At 64.6% G+C, this 15,021-nt stretch carries 16 protein-coding genes; 8 read left to right on the top strand and 8 right to left on the bottom strand.

Going from position 1 to position 15,021, the window contains the following annotated elements:
* Nucleotides 1-93: 93 nt before the first annotated feature.
* The 3 genes from AAC997_RS20940 (at nt 94) to AAC997_RS20930 (ending at nt 1,450) form a co-directional block, all read left to right on the top strand.
* Entirely contained in the window at nt 94-432 is a 339-nt protein-coding gene (locus AAC997_RS20940; protein WP_340647648.1) for a hypothetical protein, read from the top strand.
* Nucleotide 433: 1 nt separating this feature from the next.
* On the top strand, nt 434-691 hold the full coding sequence (locus AAC997_RS20935) for a DUF2274 domain-containing protein (RefSeq protein WP_340647647.1): 258 nt from the start codon (nt 434-436) through the stop codon (nt 689-691).
* Nucleotides 692-919: 228 nt separating this feature from the next.
* Nucleotides 920-1,450: a GrpB family protein gene (locus tag AAC997_RS20930; protein WP_340647646.1), complete on the top strand. Its 531-nt coding sequence runs from the start codon at nt 920-922 to the stop codon at nt 1,448-1,450.
* Nucleotides 1,451-1,905: 455 nt separating this feature from the next.
* Here AAC997_RS20930 and AAC997_RS20925 read toward each other — a convergent pair whose 3' ends face one another.
* Nucleotides 1,906-2,934: an alpha/beta hydrolase gene (locus tag AAC997_RS20925; RefSeq protein ID WP_340647645.1), complete on the bottom strand. Its 1,029-nt coding sequence runs from the start codon at nt 2,932-2,934 to the stop codon at nt 1,906-1,908.
* 182 nt (nt 2,935-3,116) lie between these two features.
* On the opposite strand from AAC997_RS20925, the gene AAC997_RS20920 reads away from it, so the two are divergent.
* Entirely contained in the window at nt 3,117-4,277 is a 1,161-nt protein-coding gene (locus tag AAC997_RS20920; RefSeq protein WP_340647644.1) for an IS30 family transposase, read from the top strand.
* Nucleotides 4,278-5,307: 1,030 nt separating this feature from the next.
* Here the strand turns inward: AAC997_RS20920 and AAC997_RS20915 are convergent.
* The gene (locus AAC997_RS20915) at nt 5,308-5,907 is read right to left on the bottom strand and encodes a MepB family protein (RefSeq protein WP_340647643.1); all 600 of its coding nucleotides are present in this window, start codon (nt 5,905-5,907) and stop codon (nt 5,308-5,310) included.
* A 798-nt stretch (nt 5,908-6,705) separates the two neighbouring features.
* Here AAC997_RS20915 and AAC997_RS20910 point away from each other — a divergent pair.
* From AAC997_RS20910 to AAC997_RS20900, 3 genes are read left to right on the top strand one after another with little or no spacing between them, the layout of a single operon-like run.
* Nucleotides 6,706-8,136 (top strand): helix-turn-helix domain-containing protein, encoded by a 1,431-nt coding sequence (locus tag AAC997_RS20910; RefSeq protein WP_340647642.1) that lies wholly within the window; start codon nt 6,706-6,708, stop codon nt 8,134-8,136.
* A gap of 56 nt (nt 8,137-8,192) precedes the next feature.
* Nucleotides 8,193-8,513 carry a type II toxin-antitoxin system PrlF family antitoxin gene (locus tag AAC997_RS20905; protein WP_340647641.1) on the top strand — a complete coding sequence of 107 codons (321 nt, stop codon included), beginning with the start codon at nt 8,193-8,195 and terminating at the stop codon, nt 8,511-8,513.
* A gap of 3 nt (nt 8,514-8,516) precedes the next feature.
* Nucleotides 8,517-9,017 (top strand): type II toxin-antitoxin system YhaV family toxin, encoded by a 501-nt coding sequence (locus tag AAC997_RS20900; RefSeq protein WP_340647640.1) that lies wholly within the window; start codon nt 8,517-8,519, stop codon nt 9,015-9,017.
* Here AAC997_RS20900 and AAC997_RS20895 read toward each other — a convergent pair.
* Together AAC997_RS20895 and AAC997_RS20890 are read right to left on the bottom strand one after the other, a co-directional pair.
* Nucleotides 9,014-9,307 carry a hypothetical protein gene (locus AAC997_RS20895; protein WP_340647639.1) on the bottom strand — a complete coding sequence of 98 codons (294 nt, stop codon included), beginning with the start codon at nt 9,305-9,307 and terminating at the stop codon, nt 9,014-9,016. The genes AAC997_RS20900 and AAC997_RS20895 overlap by 4 nt on opposite strands.
* Nucleotides 9,308-9,691: 384 nt before the next feature.
* Nucleotides 9,692-10,027 (bottom strand): DUF736 domain-containing protein, encoded by a 336-nt coding sequence (locus AAC997_RS20890; protein ID WP_340647638.1) that lies wholly within the window; start codon nt 10,025-10,027, stop codon nt 9,692-9,694.
* 404 nt (nt 10,028-10,431) lie between these two features.
* On the opposite strand from AAC997_RS20890, the gene AAC997_RS20885 reads away from it, so the two are divergent.
* Nucleotides 10,432-11,319: a toprim domain-containing protein gene (locus AAC997_RS20885; RefSeq protein ID WP_340647637.1), complete on the top strand. Its 888-nt coding sequence runs from the start codon at nt 10,432-10,434 to the stop codon at nt 11,317-11,319.
* An 808-nt stretch (nt 11,320-12,127) separates the two neighbouring features.
* On the opposite strand, the gene AAC997_RS20880 is transcribed toward AAC997_RS20885, so the two are convergent.
* The 4 genes from AAC997_RS20880 to AAC997_RS20865 form a co-directional block, all read right to left on the bottom strand.
* Nucleotides 12,128-12,568 carry a GNAT family N-acetyltransferase gene (locus tag AAC997_RS20880; protein ID WP_340647636.1) on the bottom strand — a complete coding sequence of 147 codons (441 nt, stop codon included), beginning with the start codon at nt 12,566-12,568 and terminating at the stop codon, nt 12,128-12,130.
* Between the two features lie 74 nt (nt 12,569-12,642).
* Nucleotides 12,643-13,143, bottom strand: coding sequence for a GNAT family N-acetyltransferase (locus AAC997_RS20875; RefSeq protein ID WP_340647635.1), 501 nt, complete (start codon nt 13,141-13,143; stop codon nt 12,643-12,645).
* Nucleotides 13,144-13,301: 158 nt separating this feature from the next.
* On the bottom strand, nt 13,302-14,231 hold the full coding sequence (locus AAC997_RS20870) for an alpha/beta hydrolase (protein ID WP_340647634.1): 930 nt from the start codon (nt 14,229-14,231) through the stop codon (nt 13,302-13,304).
* Nucleotides 14,232-14,372: 141 nt separating this feature from the next.
* A partial coding sequence (locus AAC997_RS20865; RefSeq protein WP_340647633.1) for an AAA family ATPase occupies nt 14,373-15,021 on the bottom strand: 649 nt, incomplete at its 5' end.

Genomic DNA, 15,021 nt, shown 5'->3' with positions numbered 1-15,021 from the left:
GGCAGGCCACCTTGCGGATCCGGGCCGGTTGGCCGCTGCGGGTCATCGTCAACAAAGACATGATCCTGGCCCCCTACCCCTAAGCGAGGCGCCATGACCGCCACCACAGAGAAGCTGGGGCTGTTCCTGCCCCAGGGTCTGCACGAGCAGATGGTCGAGGCCGCCGCCGAGCGGCTGAGCGGGCGCAAGACCCCGCGAGGCGGCGTGCGGCTGGTCTACGAGCAGGCGTTCAACGACCTGTTGGAAGCCTTGGACGCCGGCCAGCTCGTCGCCTTTCCCGCCGTGCGCGGGGCCAAGCATCGGATCTCGGTGCGGGTCTGCGGCCTGCTCTGCGCCCGCATCCGCGGCCGCCTCGATCACCTCAACCTGAAGCTCACCGACTTCGCCAGCACGGCGATCGCCGGTTTCCTCCATCCCCCAGAAGGAGCCTGACGTGGCCCGTGAAACCAAGACGACCCTCGCCCTGCCGAAGATCGACCTCGAGGAGAAGGCGCTCGACGTGCGTCTGCGCCTGAAGGGCAAGGCCGCCGTCGATCTGGCGGACTATCTCCGCGCCTACGTCGAGACAAACGGCCAGCCGGTCGAACTCGACCAACTCGTCCCGCATATGCTCGCGACCTTCATTGATGCGGATCGCGGCTTCCAGACCTGGCGGAAGAGCGCCGTCGGCAAGACGCTTTCCGGCGCCTAACTATCCCGGCGCGCAATGATCCGCAGTTCGACACGAGGTCGTGCCGAGCCGGCGCACCTTACGAGATGTCCGCGTTCCGCGTGGGGGCTAGCGGGGGAAATCGACCCGTAGCTGGCACTGGAAAGGTCTGCTGCTGGCGCGTACTATCCTCCGCGGGAGCTTCCAATCCCGCATGAATCCCCTCATCGTCTAACTATGGTCGAGGATGTCCACCGGGCGCTTGGAGGCGTGAAGATCTCGGTCGCGAACGCGCGCTGGCCCGAGCTCTTCAACGTGGAGCGCGCATCCCTTCGAAGTCTCGAGCCGAGCCCGTTTCTTGACATCGAGCATTTCGGAAGCACGGCTGTGCCTGGGCTCGCTGCCAAACCCGTTATCGACATCATGGCCTCTGTCGCGGGCACGGACGCGCTGGACCGCGCGGAGCCTGCGTTGGCCGCGCTGGGCTATCACAGGCTGGAGGTCGGTTTTCGGAAGCGCAGATTCTACCGGAAAGCCGAGGAACGTTCAGACGAGGCTGTGAACCTGCATGTCATCCCCTGCGAGAGGTGGGCAAACAAGAACGAACGCCTGTTCCGTGATTGGCTCATTGAGCGTCCCGAGGTGGCGAGCGCTTACCGGGCGCTGAAGGAGGAGCTGGCTGCGCGATTTCCTGTGGACCCGACCGCTTACACGACGGGAAAGACGGAGTTCATCAGGCAAACGGTGAACCAAGCGCGGCGGCATCTAGGCCTGCCGGCCGAGACAAACTGGGACGAGTAAGGCCTACGTTCCACCCTTGGCGGACGTCGGGAAGGTCTGGTTGGGTGCGAGCTTGGGAACGGCTGTTTGTGGCGACCACGCTAAGGCCCGCTCACGACCGTGAGCGGACGCTCCAGTGGCTGGTCGGCATGCCAGGAACTTGGCCTTGAGAATTGAGACCCCACCTAAAGGTGCGCTTCAAGGGCGAGCGATTTGATCTGGTTCCTTATCGGCTTGGCCTTCGTGGTACTTTGCGCACCGCTCGGTATTGTGGCCGTGCGCCATGCCAAACGCCGGCGTGGCGGCGCAATTTTTCTAACGGGGTTGCTCCTGATGTTCGGTATGAACATGCAGATCACGCCTCCGCCTCCGCCTCAAACTGAGCAAGTCCAGCGTCAGGCTGGAGACGATGAGCCGAAGGATTGATTGGCACCAACGTCGCGTTCGACAAACGGGCGGAGACGTCGCCTGACGTCTCACCGCTCGTGGGCTAAAGCGTCGATGCGCACCAGGCCCACGACGTCCCCGACAGCGGCGATCACCACCTTGGGCTGGTCGAACTGGATGTAATGCGAGGCGTCGGCCACGACCTGGTGACGGCTGCGAGTTGACCACGCCGCCTCGTCGTCCTGCATAGCGCGCCATTCGGCGTCGAGCCGGCGCCCCTGATCAGGGCTGAGCTTCATCGCCTTGAGCGCTGCGGGCGGCGCCGTCGCCGTCCGGGTGAGCACCACCAGGGGCCGGTCGCCGAGCCGCCGGTACTGGCCGGCGACGGTCAAGGTCTCGTTCAGTCCGTTGCTTTCCCGCACCGTTGCGCGAATCGACTGGGGCTGCCACGCGGCCGCGACGAGGGCCGTCTGCGGCGGGGCGTGGTCCGGCGCGATGGTTCCCTTCGGCGCGAACAGGCGCACCGCGCCGCTCCAAGCGAGGCTGTCGGCGGCCCTGATTAGACCAGCGCCCTGATCCAGGTCCCTGCCGATCGCGTTGCGCAGCCGCGCCACCTGATCGGGGTGGGAGGCGTCCACGAACACCAGGCCCGCGACATCGCCTCCGTAGAGGCCGGTGTAGGTGAGCACGTATGGACCCCCGAGCGAGTGGCCGACCATCACGAAGGGCGGCTTTTCGCCGGCCGCGGCGAGCGCCTTGTGGAGGTCGTTAACCTCGCGCCGGACGTCGAATGGCCCGTTGGCGTGATCGCTCCACATGATCCCGGCGCGGCTGTAAGCGCAGGCCCGGGTGCTCTCGGCGACCTTGCCATGCACCCGCGCCCAACTCAGCGAGCCCAGGGTGTCAAGGCCAGACTCGAAGATCACCACCGGGGATCCGGTCCCCCGGCAATCCAGCTGAAGGCGGCGGCCACCTCCGACGTCCACCAACCGGCCCGGCGCCGGGAAGGACCTGGCCGCGGCGGCCCGGGAGAGACCCTCGAAGCCTGCCCCTGCCAATACGGTCAGCGCGACAACGGCGACGACGCCCAGGCCGATTCGTTTCAGCCATTTTTTCATCAGAACCCCCAGGCCTCTCGCGCAGAGGCCAACCCATCCCAGACGACAGGACAGGGCGATGTTCGGCCCCTGATGCCTCGGCGTCAAACCGCGCGGTCTGGCTGATGAACGTCCGCAATCCGTGGTGGGCTCAACCGGTGACCGCAACACGCTAACTTTCCTTGGGAGATGGAGCGTGGGCGATGAAGCAGCGAAAGAGGATCTACTACTCGGCGGCCCAGCGGGCTGAGATCTGGGATCGCTGGAAGGCCGGCGAGTCTATGAGTTCGATCGGACGGCTGTTCGACCGGGAGTCGTCGTCGGTATTTTCGGTGCTGTCGCCGACGGGCGGCATCCGTCCGCCAGATCGGAAGCGGGCGGATCGGGCGCTTAGTTTGGGCGAGCGCGAGGAGATATCCCGAGGGCTCAGCACCCGCTGCTCGCTACGTGGGATCGCCCGGACGCTGGGACGGTCGCCCTCGACGATCAGCCGCGAGGTTCTGCGCAACGGCGGGTCGGAACGGTATCGCGCGACAGGCTCCGATCAGGCGGCTTGGGATCGGGCCTTGCGTCCCAAGCGGTGCAAGCTGGCTTGCCGACCTGCCCTGGCGCGGACAGTATCGGCCAAGCTGCGGCGGAACTGGTCGCCCGAGCAGATCGCCGGCTGGCTCAAGCTCACCTGGCCCGGGGAGCCGCACAACCAGGTGTCGCACGAAACCATCTATCGCAGCCTGTTCATCCAGACCCGAGGGGTGCTGAAGAAGGAACTTCTGGATCACCTCAGAGCTCGGCGGACCATCCGTCGCTCGCGGCACGCCACGCTCAAGCGGAACGGCCTGGGCCAGATCAAGGACGCAGTCTCTATCAGCGAGAGGCCCGCCTGCGTCGAGGATCGCGCCGTGCCCGGTCACTGGGAAGGCGACCTCGTCGGTGGCTCCAGGAACAGCTACGTCGCCACATTGGTCGAGCGCCACTCGCGCTATGTCATGCTGGTCAAGGTCGCCAACAAGGACACCGAAAGCGTCGTCACGGCCCTGATCAAACAGTCGAAGAAGCTGCCCGGCGAACTCTATCAGTCCCTGACATGGGATCGGGGCAAGGAACTCGCCGACCACAAACGCCTGGCTGTGGCCTCCGACGTCGCGGTCTACTTCTGCGATCCCCGCTCACCGTGGCAGCGCGGCTCCAACGAAAACACCAACCGCCTTCTGCGCCAGTACCTGCCCCACGGGACCGACTTGTCTGTGCACAGCCAAGCCCAGCTCAGCGCCATCGCCCGCCAGCTCAACGAACGGCCCAGAAAGACCTTGCTCTATCGAACACCAGCAGAGACACTCGCCGAGTGTGTTGCCGTCACCGGTTGAGCCCACCACCCAACTCGCCCGTTCCGAATGTCTGCTTCCCGGAACCGGATGCCAACATCCGCTTGTTGGCCCGGATTCTAACGGGGAGAATCGACCCTCTGCGGACCCTAAGGTGGCCCGCTTCCGGGTATGAGGGCTGCGCGCCGGTGTCACGTCTGCCTTCACACCCGCCCGTGGTGCGGCCTAACCCCGTCCGCATCCTCGGGAGAAGATCAGTTATCTCGATACTCGGTCTGTTAAACCGCCTAAATGTCCCTGTGCCTACCGCTGTGTCGGCAAGGTCATGAGGAGCGAATGCCGTGAAGATTTCGAATTTAGCGCCTGCGATCTTCGGCCTAATTGTCATGTGCTACAGTGCTGAGGCGCAGGCGCATCCCTGCAGCGGGATCAAGTCGGCCCACTGTTCATGCACGGCCACTTTGGGACTTGGCGGAGCCTTACTAGCCAGCCGGACCAATCACGGGGCCTGCTACAACCAGCAAACCAACGTGCTGCCCACCAGCAATTGCGCGTCGTATTGCTCAACACAGCTGGGCTATCTGCAGAGCGCTGCGGACTCCGCCCTGGCCGCGGCTAAAATATGTGGCTCGCAGACTATCGTCATGAAATTCTCGGCCGGCACGAACCTGCCGACGCCCTGGAACTCGCAAGCCCGTTTCGGCTGCGTCACCAGCACCGGCTCGTCGGGCGGAACGGGAGCTGGAACGGGGACCGGCCCCAACGTCGGAAGCCACAGCGAGCCCGTCCGGGCTAGGGGGGCGCCTGTCCAGGGCGACAAATAACGGCCAGCATTACTCCCGCCGCCTCTCCGCAAACGCGTGGCCAAGCGTGGCTTTGTTGCATGGACCGAGCTTTGCCCCAAAGAACGATCTTTGGCCGCCGCATGCCGGAGGGCCAGACCGGTGCAACTGGTCCGGATATGCGCTGTTCGGGCCGACGCTAAGGGCCGCTCACCACATTCATTTCGTGAGAGCGACTTCTCTACCGGCGTGGGTGGCCTTCTCGGGGAAGCTGCCGACCATCTGCATCATCATCCGTCCAGCATGCCCGACATGCGGCCTGAGTGGTCCGCTGTCGACGTCAGCCCAACAGGCTGGCGATAGAGGATCCGGGCCCGAGCGTGGTCCACGGGTCCGTCTGTTGGCGTTTCGAGGAAGTAAGCGAGTTGCCATTCCTGCGTTTGCAGCGCCTGCCGGCTCGTTGGCCTGTCCCACGGCGGGTAGACGCGCATGGCGCGCTTGCCACCCTTGCCCTCCCGGGCAACGACATCGCGTTCGCATAGGACGGCTTTGGGAAAGACGAATTGGCCCAAACGCACGTCCTTTCGGCAGCTGACCACGAACAGGTCGATCGGGTCGGACGCATCGAAGGGTTGGATCGGACCTGTTCCAATTCGCTTCCATAAGGTCACGAACTGTCCGACTTTTGTCGGCGTGATCTTGGCGACCCGGAACCGCACGGCAAGACCGGCCAGTTCGAGCACGCATGCGCCGTATTCCGCACTCTCCCGCTCGATCTCCGGTTCGGAGCATTCGAGCGAATTGGGCGCGTAGACAAGATCCAGCGCGACCCGCAGGTCCGGATGAGCCGTCGAATCAGAACAACTCAAGCCCATGACATGTCCTGCCACCCTCGTGCGGCTCCTCGCCCTTTGCCAACAGGTCCTAGGCCGTTCACGCCACCGGCGCTACCGGACGTCATCGCCACATCCCGCGACCAGCTTCATGGAATTGTGAACGCCTAGACGCTGGCTAAAGCGATCGTGGGCGCGATCCACGAGCCTTTCATCGTCCTTGATGCCCAGTTTCGAGTGTTAGCCGCCAGCCGCTCGTTCTACGCGACGCTCGAGGTCGATCTTGAGCACGCGATCGGCAGCCTTCTCTACGGGCGGGGCGATGGCCAACCCGCCCGTCTCTCCGAGCGTGCGTTGAGTCCCACATAATGCCCGCCGGACCGCGGCCCGGGTCTACGCCGGAATCTCGGCTCGATCTCGCGGCGGGTTGCTCACCTCTGCGCGTCGGTACACTTAGAGAGAATCGACTCGACCCCGGGGACGCCCAACTGGGCGTGGTCGTCAACCGGCCGAGACGGCCCTTTTTGGCCGATATCGCCCGCTTGGCGGGCTTCGCCTCAAGCCAGACTCACCCAACGCTCCACCTTGCCGATTCGCGGGTGGATTCGTCTGCGGTCGGCGCAATTCGAGAGGAATTTCGCCTTGACCTAGACGAGACCCCAAAACGGCGAAAGCCCCCAGTTGGAGCTGGAGGCCTTCGGAAATCGCAGGATGCCGTGTGGTAGCGGCTGATTTGGTCCGGTCACCCTAGGGGGCGCTTTTCGCGTCGTCAAGGCCGGAAACGGAGACTTGCGTCTCCAACGCCTGCCGGTTTCGGGCCGTCGAAACGGCCTCGTCCCAACCTAGAGGGACACCATGCAAACCGCGCATTCCGTGGAATGGCGGCCCGGCTTCGCCAAGCGCGCGGACAACTTCGAAGACGTCTGCGCGAAGGCCGAGGCCTGGCGCTGGCGACCAGGCGAATGTATCGCCCGCGTCGCTGCCGCCGTGCTGAAGGGCACGCCGATGCTGACGACGCAGCAGCGTATGACGCTGCTGCTCTATGTCGAACACCTGAACGACGACCGCCTGGAGCAGGACATCGCCTGCGTCTGGCCGTCCACGGGCCTGATCGCCGAATATCTCGGCTGCAGCGAGAGCCAGGCCCGGACCAATCGGCGCGGCCTGGAGGCGGCCGGGTTCATGGTGCGGGACTATAATCGCGCCAACCGGCCGGCTGGGCTCGAGGCCTACGACCTGCGCCCGCTGATGGCCCGCCTCGACGAGCTGGAGGCGGTCGACGCCTCGATCCGTGAGGCGATGGCCGCCCGCAGGGCTCTTCTGTCGGAGGCGGTAGCCTTCCCGACAAAATATAGCGCCCAGGCGCCAGAATCCCGGCGCCTAGAACAGTCCCAAAAGAACTTCGGTTATTCTGTACCTGAGAAGGACGCGGGTACCCCGCGAAGTCATTCCGAAAAGCGGCCCGCTCCGCGGCCCAAGCACGGAAAGACCAACGGATCCTCGGGCCAACCCCGGCGCACCGGCACGGTCCGCGCCCTTGGCTCTCCAGGGGGAGCCAGCGGTTTCGCCGGCGCGACCCCTGGACCCTCGGTGCACGCGGAAATGGTCCGCCAGGAGCTTCAGAGCGCCGTGCGCATCTGCCCGAGGCTGGCCCCGCTAGTCCCGGACCACGTCCTGAAAGACCCGTCCACGGCCACGCCGGAAGACGCCGCCCGGATCGCCGCCGCCGCGCCGTCGCTGTTGCCGGACCCTGAGCGAAACAACAGCCTGTCGGTGCAATGGGGATGGGCCCGCCACGGCATCCGCGTGGTCACCATGCTGGCCATCGCGCTGGAGGACCCCGAGGTCCGAAGCCCCTGCGCCTACTTCGGCGCCTTCGCCACCAAGCCGTCCGGCGGCGTGCCGGACCTGCGGCTCAACCTGGCTAGGATCCTGAAGCAGAAGGGGGACATCCCGCCGGCCGAAATCTCCCCGGCCCCACGACAGGAGGCGGTGTTCGAGCCGCAGCCGGAGCTGGCGCCGCTGATGTTCGCGCCCGGCGCCGAGGATCCGCCCTGGCCGGAGATCAACGCCGAGGTCCGGCGGCTGATCCGGGACGGCGCCCACGGCAGCTGGTTCAACCGGATCGGATTCCACGGGATCGTCGATGGGGTGCTGACCCTCTCGACGCCGACCGGCCTCGCCGCCGACCGGATCAAGCGGGACTACAGCGAGGCGATCAAGTTGGCCGCCGAGACCGTAGGGGTCTTCGTCGACCGGGTGGTGCTGACGGTGAGGAAGCGGTGACGGCGCTTGCAAAAGTAAGGGATTTCCCTTACATAGTCCGCCGAGGAGTCCTTGCCATGCCGCTCATCGAGAAGGTCGCAACCATCACCGCCAAGGGCCAGACCACCATACCCAAGGCGGTCCGTCAGGCGCTCGGGGCCGACTATGGGGGCAAGATCGCTTACCGGATCGACGAGCACGGGGTGAGCCTCCACCGCGTCGAGGCCGTGGAAGACCCCGCGCTCGGCGCCTTTCTGGAATTCCTGGCGACTGATATCCGCGCCCATCCGGAGCGGATCCAGTCGGTCTCGTCGGACCTGCGAGCCCGTATCGAGGCCCTGACCGCGGGATTGGAAGTCGATCTCAATGCGCCCATCGAGGGCGCGGTCGCGCTCTAACCGATGGTCGCTGTCCAGGGCTGGGACCTGTTCGCCCACCCTCTCCTCCTAGATCAGCTCGACAAACTGGTCGCGGCGGTCGAGCGAGAGAGGGCGAAGAAGCCCAAGACCTATCAATCCGGGGCGAACGCCAAACTGCTGGCGGCGCTGCGGCGGCTGATCTTCGAGGTCATCCCCGAAGATCCCGCCCGGGTCGAATATCGCCAGGGCACGACCCTGGGGGCGGATCGAAAGCACTGGTTCCGTGCCAAGTTCGGCGGCGGGCGCTTTCGCCTATTTTTCCGCTACGACTCCAAAAGCAGGATCATCGTCTACGCTTGGGTCAACGACGAGACGACCTTGCGCACCTATGGCGCCAAGACCGACGCCTATGCGGTTTTTCGCGGGATGCTGGACAAGGATACCCCGCCTGACAGCTGGGACGCTCTGTTGAAGGCCGCCTCCAACGAGCCGGCCGTTCAGCGTCTGTCCGGCGCAGGCCCTGCAGCGACCGAAGGCGATTAGTCCTCGTCGCTATCGGCGATTGGGCTGGCCTGGGCCTTGCCGATCTTGGGGCGCTGCTCGGTCGCCAGGGTGATCGAGCCATAGTAGCCGAAGTCGTCGCGGATGGTGGCGATGGCCAGGTCGACGTCCCGGTAGGTCTTGGGCTGGTCGGACTTGAAGAGGTTCAGGCGATATTCGCCCGGCCGGTTGATCAGCCGCACGAACATTGTCCAGCGCTCGTCCTCGCCTTCGACCAGGCGGACATCCGTCAGGGCGCCGCCATTGCTGAGATAGACTGAAAGGCTCCGCATACGGATAGCCTGTTCGGGGTTGGACCCTACGATCCAGGCTTCTTCGCTGGTCCCGGTCTTTGCACTGGGATGAGGTTGGCCCGGAGGGGATTCGAGGTCTCTGGTCAACGAAAGCATCCCCGATGGCGTGGCCAAGCTGATGCAATTATCAGCAAATCGGCAACATCACTGTATCAGTGGTCGACCTTCCTGTTTTCCGTCAACTCGTGTTTTTGAGACGATAACCGTATAAGTTGAATAGCTTGTGAGATGGGGAGCGCCCTCCCCCTGGCCCCGAGCCTGTAGGGTCTCCGGTCACCCCCTCCAGCGGGGGTGGTCCCCGCAACGCCCCCATCCTCGCGGAGATTCCGAAAGCCACGCCCCAGGCAGGCCAGGCTTTCGCGTCTAGGCTCGCGCCCAGACCATGTTGAAGCGTTCGCCGCTCGGCGCGATGTGGTCTTCGACCAGGGTGGCGGAGAGCGGTCCGGGGAAGGCCGGGTCGTCAAGCTCGACGTCGATGTGCAGGCAGTCTTGATCGCAGGTCCGCTTCCAGCCAGCCCCCAGCTGGGTGTCGATGCCGTTCGGGCCTTTGGCGGTGCCGGCGGCGTAGATCAGGAAGTCGGGGCCATCCGCCTTGGTTTTCGGGGCGGGGCGCATCACCAGGTCGACGTCCAGGGTCAGGGTGCGGATCGCGCCGTGCAGGTCGTCGCCACGCTTGATGAAAGTGCCGATGGTCGCCATCAGAGGTCTCCTGCGTGTGACGAGACGCGCTAAGCGCGGTCTCTTTGGTCCATCCCCCGCTTCAGCTGGCGCTGAGCAGGCGTCCATCGAGAGAACAGCTTAAAACGCGCCGACTCAACCGACGGGCGTGGCGGTCTCCGTCGTTGAAACCCAGGACGCCACTGATGGTTGCGGGGCAATATTTATATATAGTTGGACCCAATTTTGGCGGGTCGCGCCCTAGCTTGGACAACTTTTAGATGTGTCCGGACTGCGTCTGGATCCGCTTGATGCGGAGAGTCGGGCTTTGGCGCGGTGCTCAAAGGTCGGAGTGAGGGGCTGGTTTGGCGAGCAGCCCGTGTGCGGGCTTGGCCTGGCCCACGCCGGGCTTGCAGCGCCGCGGCGCTGAAACGCGGAGGTGATCCATGTCTCTGAGCCACATCGTCAAGGCGCTCGGCGGCGATCTCTACGACGGCGGCCGTCGCGCCAATATCCCCGCCCCGGGCCACAGTTCCGCCGATCGCTCGGTCTCCCTGCTGCTGGAGGACGACCGGGTCGTCGTCCACACCTTCGGCGACGGCGACTGGAAGGCGGTGCTGGATCATCTGCGCGACAACCGGCTGATCGACGTCCACAACGCGCCGACCTCTGTGTCCGGCGGCGGCCCCCGCGCGGCCGTGGTCGCAAAGCCGCCTGATCCCCAGCGCCTGGACGCCGCCAGGCGGCTCTGGGAGGGCGGCCGGGCGGTCAAAGGGACGCTCTGTGAGCGCCACTGCCGCCTGCGCCATATCCGGCGCGCCCTGCCCGGCCCCGAGATCCTGCGCCATGGTGGCGCCACGCCGGTCTCCGCCTACGTCCAGACGCGCCATCGGCGGCCGGCCCTGATGGCGGCGATCTGTGACGCGCAGGGCGCGTTCACCGCCGTCGAGGTCACCTACCTCGCACCGAACGGCCAGAAAGCCTGGGATCTGCGGCTGGCGCGCAAGACAGTCGGACCCGTGCCGGCCGGCACGGCCGCGCGACTGGATCCGGCGGCGCCGGAGATGCTGGTGGCCGAGGGGGTGTTCACCACGCTCTCGGCGACCGAGCGCTTCGACCTGCCCGGCTGGGCGCTGATGTCGACCCGCAACCTTAAGACCTGGTGCGCGCCGCCGGGCGTGCGCTCAGTGCTGATCGCCGCCGATCGTGGTCTGGATGGCGCCGCTTCGGCGCAGATTCTGGCGACACGCCTGCGACGCCAGGGCGTCGCGGCGCGGATCGAGTTTCCACCTGAACCCTTCGGCGACTGGAACGATGCGGCGGAGGGCTCATAGCGTGGCTACTGGGATAAGTGGCTGAGCCTAGCGGAGCTGCATGACGCCCACCACTTGAGTGGTCTGCTCTTCGGTCCAAGGCAAAAGGCAGCCCTGCGCCACGAGCGGAAGTTTAGGACGCCGCTGGAAACTCGCCGTTCAAACCTGCCGAGCCACGGCGCCGCGAACGGAGAGTTTCGGCCCGGACCCCGACGGTGAGAATCGACCCTCAGCGGTCGTTCGCGGTGTCAGCTTCCGGTGTGCTTGGCGGGTCTCCAGCCCCCGCACCTAGGGGTTTGGACCAGAGGAGAAGATCGCCGTCCTCCGGGTCGTGGCGTGCGCCTACTTGTACGAAGCCGTTATGCTCCAGTACCCGCTGTGACGATGGGTTGTCGATGGCGGTCTCCGCCCGCAGAGCCCTCACGCCACCCACTCGACCAGCCTCATCACACAAGAGTCTCACGGCCTCCGTGGCGTGGCCATTTCGTCGACGGGTTTCGGCTATCCCGTATCCGATTTCGGCTGAGCCTGTGGCGTCAGGAGGGCCTTTGAACGAGCACAGGCCAACCACCTCGCCTTCATCCACGATCAGCCAGGAGCCGAGGCACCCGGCTGCCTCCAATCGCGCAGAGGCCGCACGAAGCCATCTGAGTATGCGTCGTTGTTCCACGCCGCCGGGAGCTTCGCGTAGAGGGTCGGGGGGCGGACCTTCTCCAAGAAGCCATGCGAAGTGCTCGTCTCGGGCCACGATTAGCATTGTCATTTGCCGAGGGTGGGCGATGTTCGCCCGACGCTCAAGCTTTGGCCAATGGTCTTGTTCTAGGCGGAGCTACCGCCAGCTAAAGATCGCCATCTCCGTCTCGCCGTCCTGCTCATAACGATCGAGGTGCAGTGACCGGGATGTATAGAACGCGGTGGCGTTGATGTTGGCGCGCGGCGTCCAGAGCCAGAAGCCGTCTGGCAATTTGGCCTTCGCATCCTCCAGTAACTTAGTTCCGACGCCTGTTCCGTGCGCCTCAGGCGCAACGAACAACTGGTTCAACCTGCCTTCGTGTGGGGTGATGGCCAAAAACCCGATGACCTGACCGTCTCGGACCGCAACGCGAACCACCCAACCATTGTCGATCTCGGCTTCGATGCGGATGACGTTTCCAGCGACCGAAACTCCGTCCGCGAACGCCAGCCCCGTTGAAGCCCAACTTGCAAACCAAAGCTCCGCCAAGGGCTCGAGGTCGGACGGCTGACAGTCACGGATGACGGTGGAGGACATACTAGAAGGTCTCGAAATCCGGGTAGCAGGCGCACCAGTCGCAACCAACCGCAGAACGCCCGCCTCGGCTACCACTACCAAACCATGGCCATGAAGACGTCGTCCTCCGGTTGGCCCCTGAAGTTTACGCCTTTGCGCTTGATGCCTTCGATCTCGAAGCCAAGGCTTTGATAGAGCGCAAGACCCGACGTATTCCAAGAGACACACTCAAGCTCAACTCTGCACAATTCCGGCCAAGCTTTGGCTTCGACTAACGCGCATTCGATGAGCTTTCTTCCGATGCCACGTGCTCGGGAAGCTCGTCCAACTGACACGCCGAAGCGGGCTACATGGCGATTGTCGCTCCTCTGCCCCGCCTGAAGGTCCAGCAGGCCGACAACGGCGCCGCTGTCGAAAGCGGCGAGTATGAAGGAGCGGTCGAGCGCCAGTTTGGAGGCGAGCCATGACTCGATTTCGCCTGGACCGGGGGGCGGGCGTTGGCGAAGCGTGTCAGGCGCCTCAGCCCGTAGGTCGGTCAAATAAGTCTTGATGGCCGCGCCGTCCCGATCGGTTGCGTGACGTACTTGGATGTCCATTTCAGAGAGATAGCGAAACTCCCGGAACGATCAACGTCAGCAAACCACGGTGGGCTCAACCGGTGAACGTCAGCTTGCGGCGACCGCGCTTGGTACCGTTCACGACTCGTTGCGGTCGCTAGAATGCCGGGTCACGTGTAGCCGTCGCCACATGTAGATTAGGCGGGTCCACCGCACACCGCTGCGATCACTTCCCGCACGGCATCGATCACAGCCTGCGGTCGGTCCCACTGGATTGCGTGCTTGCTGTTGGGAACAACTCGCCGCGCGCCGCGCGACGATAGCGCGGCCAGTTGCTCATGCGCGTCGGCATAGACACGCTGGATGGCTTCGACTTCTTCGGGCGGGCGTGGCGGCCGTTCCCGGTCGCCGGCGGATAGTACGATCAGGGGCATGTCGGCGAGGGGCCAGTCGGCCTTGTCGCGCGCGGCGAAGGAGAACTCGGAGGCAAGCGAGCGCCAGTAGGACGCTTGCAACGACATGTCATGATAGGTCTTGTTGAGCGCTTCGGTGAGGTCGGGCTGCGGTTGAAATACGCAGGCGGCATAGGCATCGGTGCCCGGCCGAAGATCGCCGGCCTTGGCGGCCAATTCACAGCGTTTGAGGTGGGTGAACTGGCTCTCGATCCAGACCTGATCGCTGGGGGTCACCTTGAGCAACCTTTTCGCCATGTCGTCGAATGAAGGGTCCACAAGCACCATCCCGACGACCTCGCCCGGATACTGATGTGCGAAGTGGCGAACCTCGAAGCTTCCCATGGAAAGGCCAACGAGCACGTAGGGCGGTTCGATTCCGTCTCTCACCAACGCGGCCTTGAGATCGGCTGCCGTCCGCGCCGGACTGCGGGGGAGCGGTCCAGGATCGCTGAATCCCTGGCCGGCATGATCGTAGGAGACAACCTGGGCGGTTCGCGCAAGGGCCGGTTGCACGCGAGCCCAGTCGGCGGTCACGGCCATGAACCCCGGCGCTAGGACGACGGTTGGAGACCCTTGGCCGGAGCGCCAGATGTTCATCCGCCGCCGCCGGTTGACCTTCACCAGGTGTTGCGGTTTGGCGAAGAAGTTCGCCGCGACATCAGGCTCACCCACAGCGATTGTCCCCTAGCAAAGCCTCCGTCAGGCTCCGCTTCAGACAATTAGCACCACGCGGTGGCTCGGCTGCAACTGCCAGTACGCATCTACTTTCCGCGCGTGACGCCTAGGTCCGCTTGCGACCATGGACCTTCCGGCTCAGGTTGAGAGTACGGACAGGACGAAGTCGGCGCGAGCGGAGACCGTCACCTTTGGTAGCGAGACCACCTCATATCCCAAGACAGGTAAGGCCTGCTCCAAACGATGATACTCAGGCAGACTGGCTTCAAAACCATGTCGGCGCTCTGGGTCCGTCTCGTAGATCTCAGGCCAGGGCGGAGCCATGAAGACGCGTCGGTGATAGCGGTTCAGCGCTGCCAATTTTCCCAGCACTTGTTCCCCCGTGAGGGTTTCCAGCGCTGACGCGGCATCGATGAGCCCACGGTCAAAGAACACCCACCCTGAACGGGTTTGAGCTGCCACTCGGTCAGCAAGCGCCATCTCGATCGCCTGCCGTGCGAAGGCCGCCTGATCAATCCAGGGAAGGGCTCCTCCACCGCTTTCGAGTTCATGCTTCACGATCCGGCGCCCTGGTTCTTCAACAACATGTTGGCCCCTAGCTCGAAGCTCTACGAGCAGGGTTGACTTACCCCCTCCCGAACAGCCGGTGATCAATACGAATTGCTCGCTCAAGTCAGGTTCCTCTATGACGATCCTGGATGTTCGGAAGCGACAGCGCCGCTCGCGGCGGATGGCGCTCTTTGGGCTTTTCGGGATGTGCGCCGCGGAGTCATCTCGACGAGGCGGC

This window comes from Phenylobacterium sp., assembly GCF_037968635.1.
Classification (GTDB): Bacteria; Pseudomonadota; Alphaproteobacteria; order Caulobacterales; family Caulobacteraceae; genus Phenylobacterium.
Note: the sequence above shows the minus strand (reverse complement) of the source record. Positions and strands in the feature narration are given on the sequence as shown.

Coding starts and splice junctions, on each gene's coding strand:
- AAC997_RS20885 (WP_340647637.1), top strand. CDS start 10,432: ATGTCTCTGAGCCACATCGTCAAGGCGCTCGGCGGCGATCTCTACGAC.
- AAC997_RS20900 (WP_340647640.1), top strand. CDS start 8,517: ATGGTCGCTGTCCAGGGCTGGGACCTGTTCGCCCACCCTCTCCTCCTA.
- AAC997_RS20905 (WP_340647641.1), top strand. CDS start 8,193: ATGCCGCTCATCGAGAAGGTCGCAACCATCACCGCCAAGGGCCAGACC.
- AAC997_RS20940 (WP_340647648.1), top strand. CDS start 94: ATGACCGCCACCACAGAGAAGCTGGGGCTGTTCCTGCCCCAGGGTCTG.
- AAC997_RS20880 (WP_340647636.1), bottom strand. CDS start 12,568: ATGTCCTCCACCGTCATCCGTGACTGTCAGCCGTCCGACCTCGAGCCC.
- AAC997_RS20890 (WP_340647638.1), bottom strand. CDS start 10,027: ATGGCGACCATCGGCACTTTCATCAAGCGTGGCGACGACCTGCACGGC.
- AAC997_RS20920 (WP_340647644.1), top strand. CDS start 3,117: ATGAAGCAGCGAAAGAGGATCTACTACTCGGCGGCCCAGCGGGCTGAG.
- AAC997_RS20895 (WP_340647639.1), bottom strand. CDS start 9,307: ATGCGGAGCCTTTCAGTCTATCTCAGCAATGGCGGCGCCCTGACGGAT.
- AAC997_RS20910 (WP_340647642.1), top strand. CDS start 6,706: ATGCAAACCGCGCATTCCGTGGAATGGCGGCCCGGCTTCGCCAAGCGC.
- AAC997_RS20925 (WP_340647645.1), bottom strand. CDS start 2,934: ATGAAAAAATGGCTGAAACGAATCGGCCTGGGCGTCGTCGCCGTTGTC.
- AAC997_RS20875 (WP_340647635.1), bottom strand. CDS start 13,143: ATGGACATCCAAGTACGTCACGCAACCGATCGGGACGGCGCGGCCATC.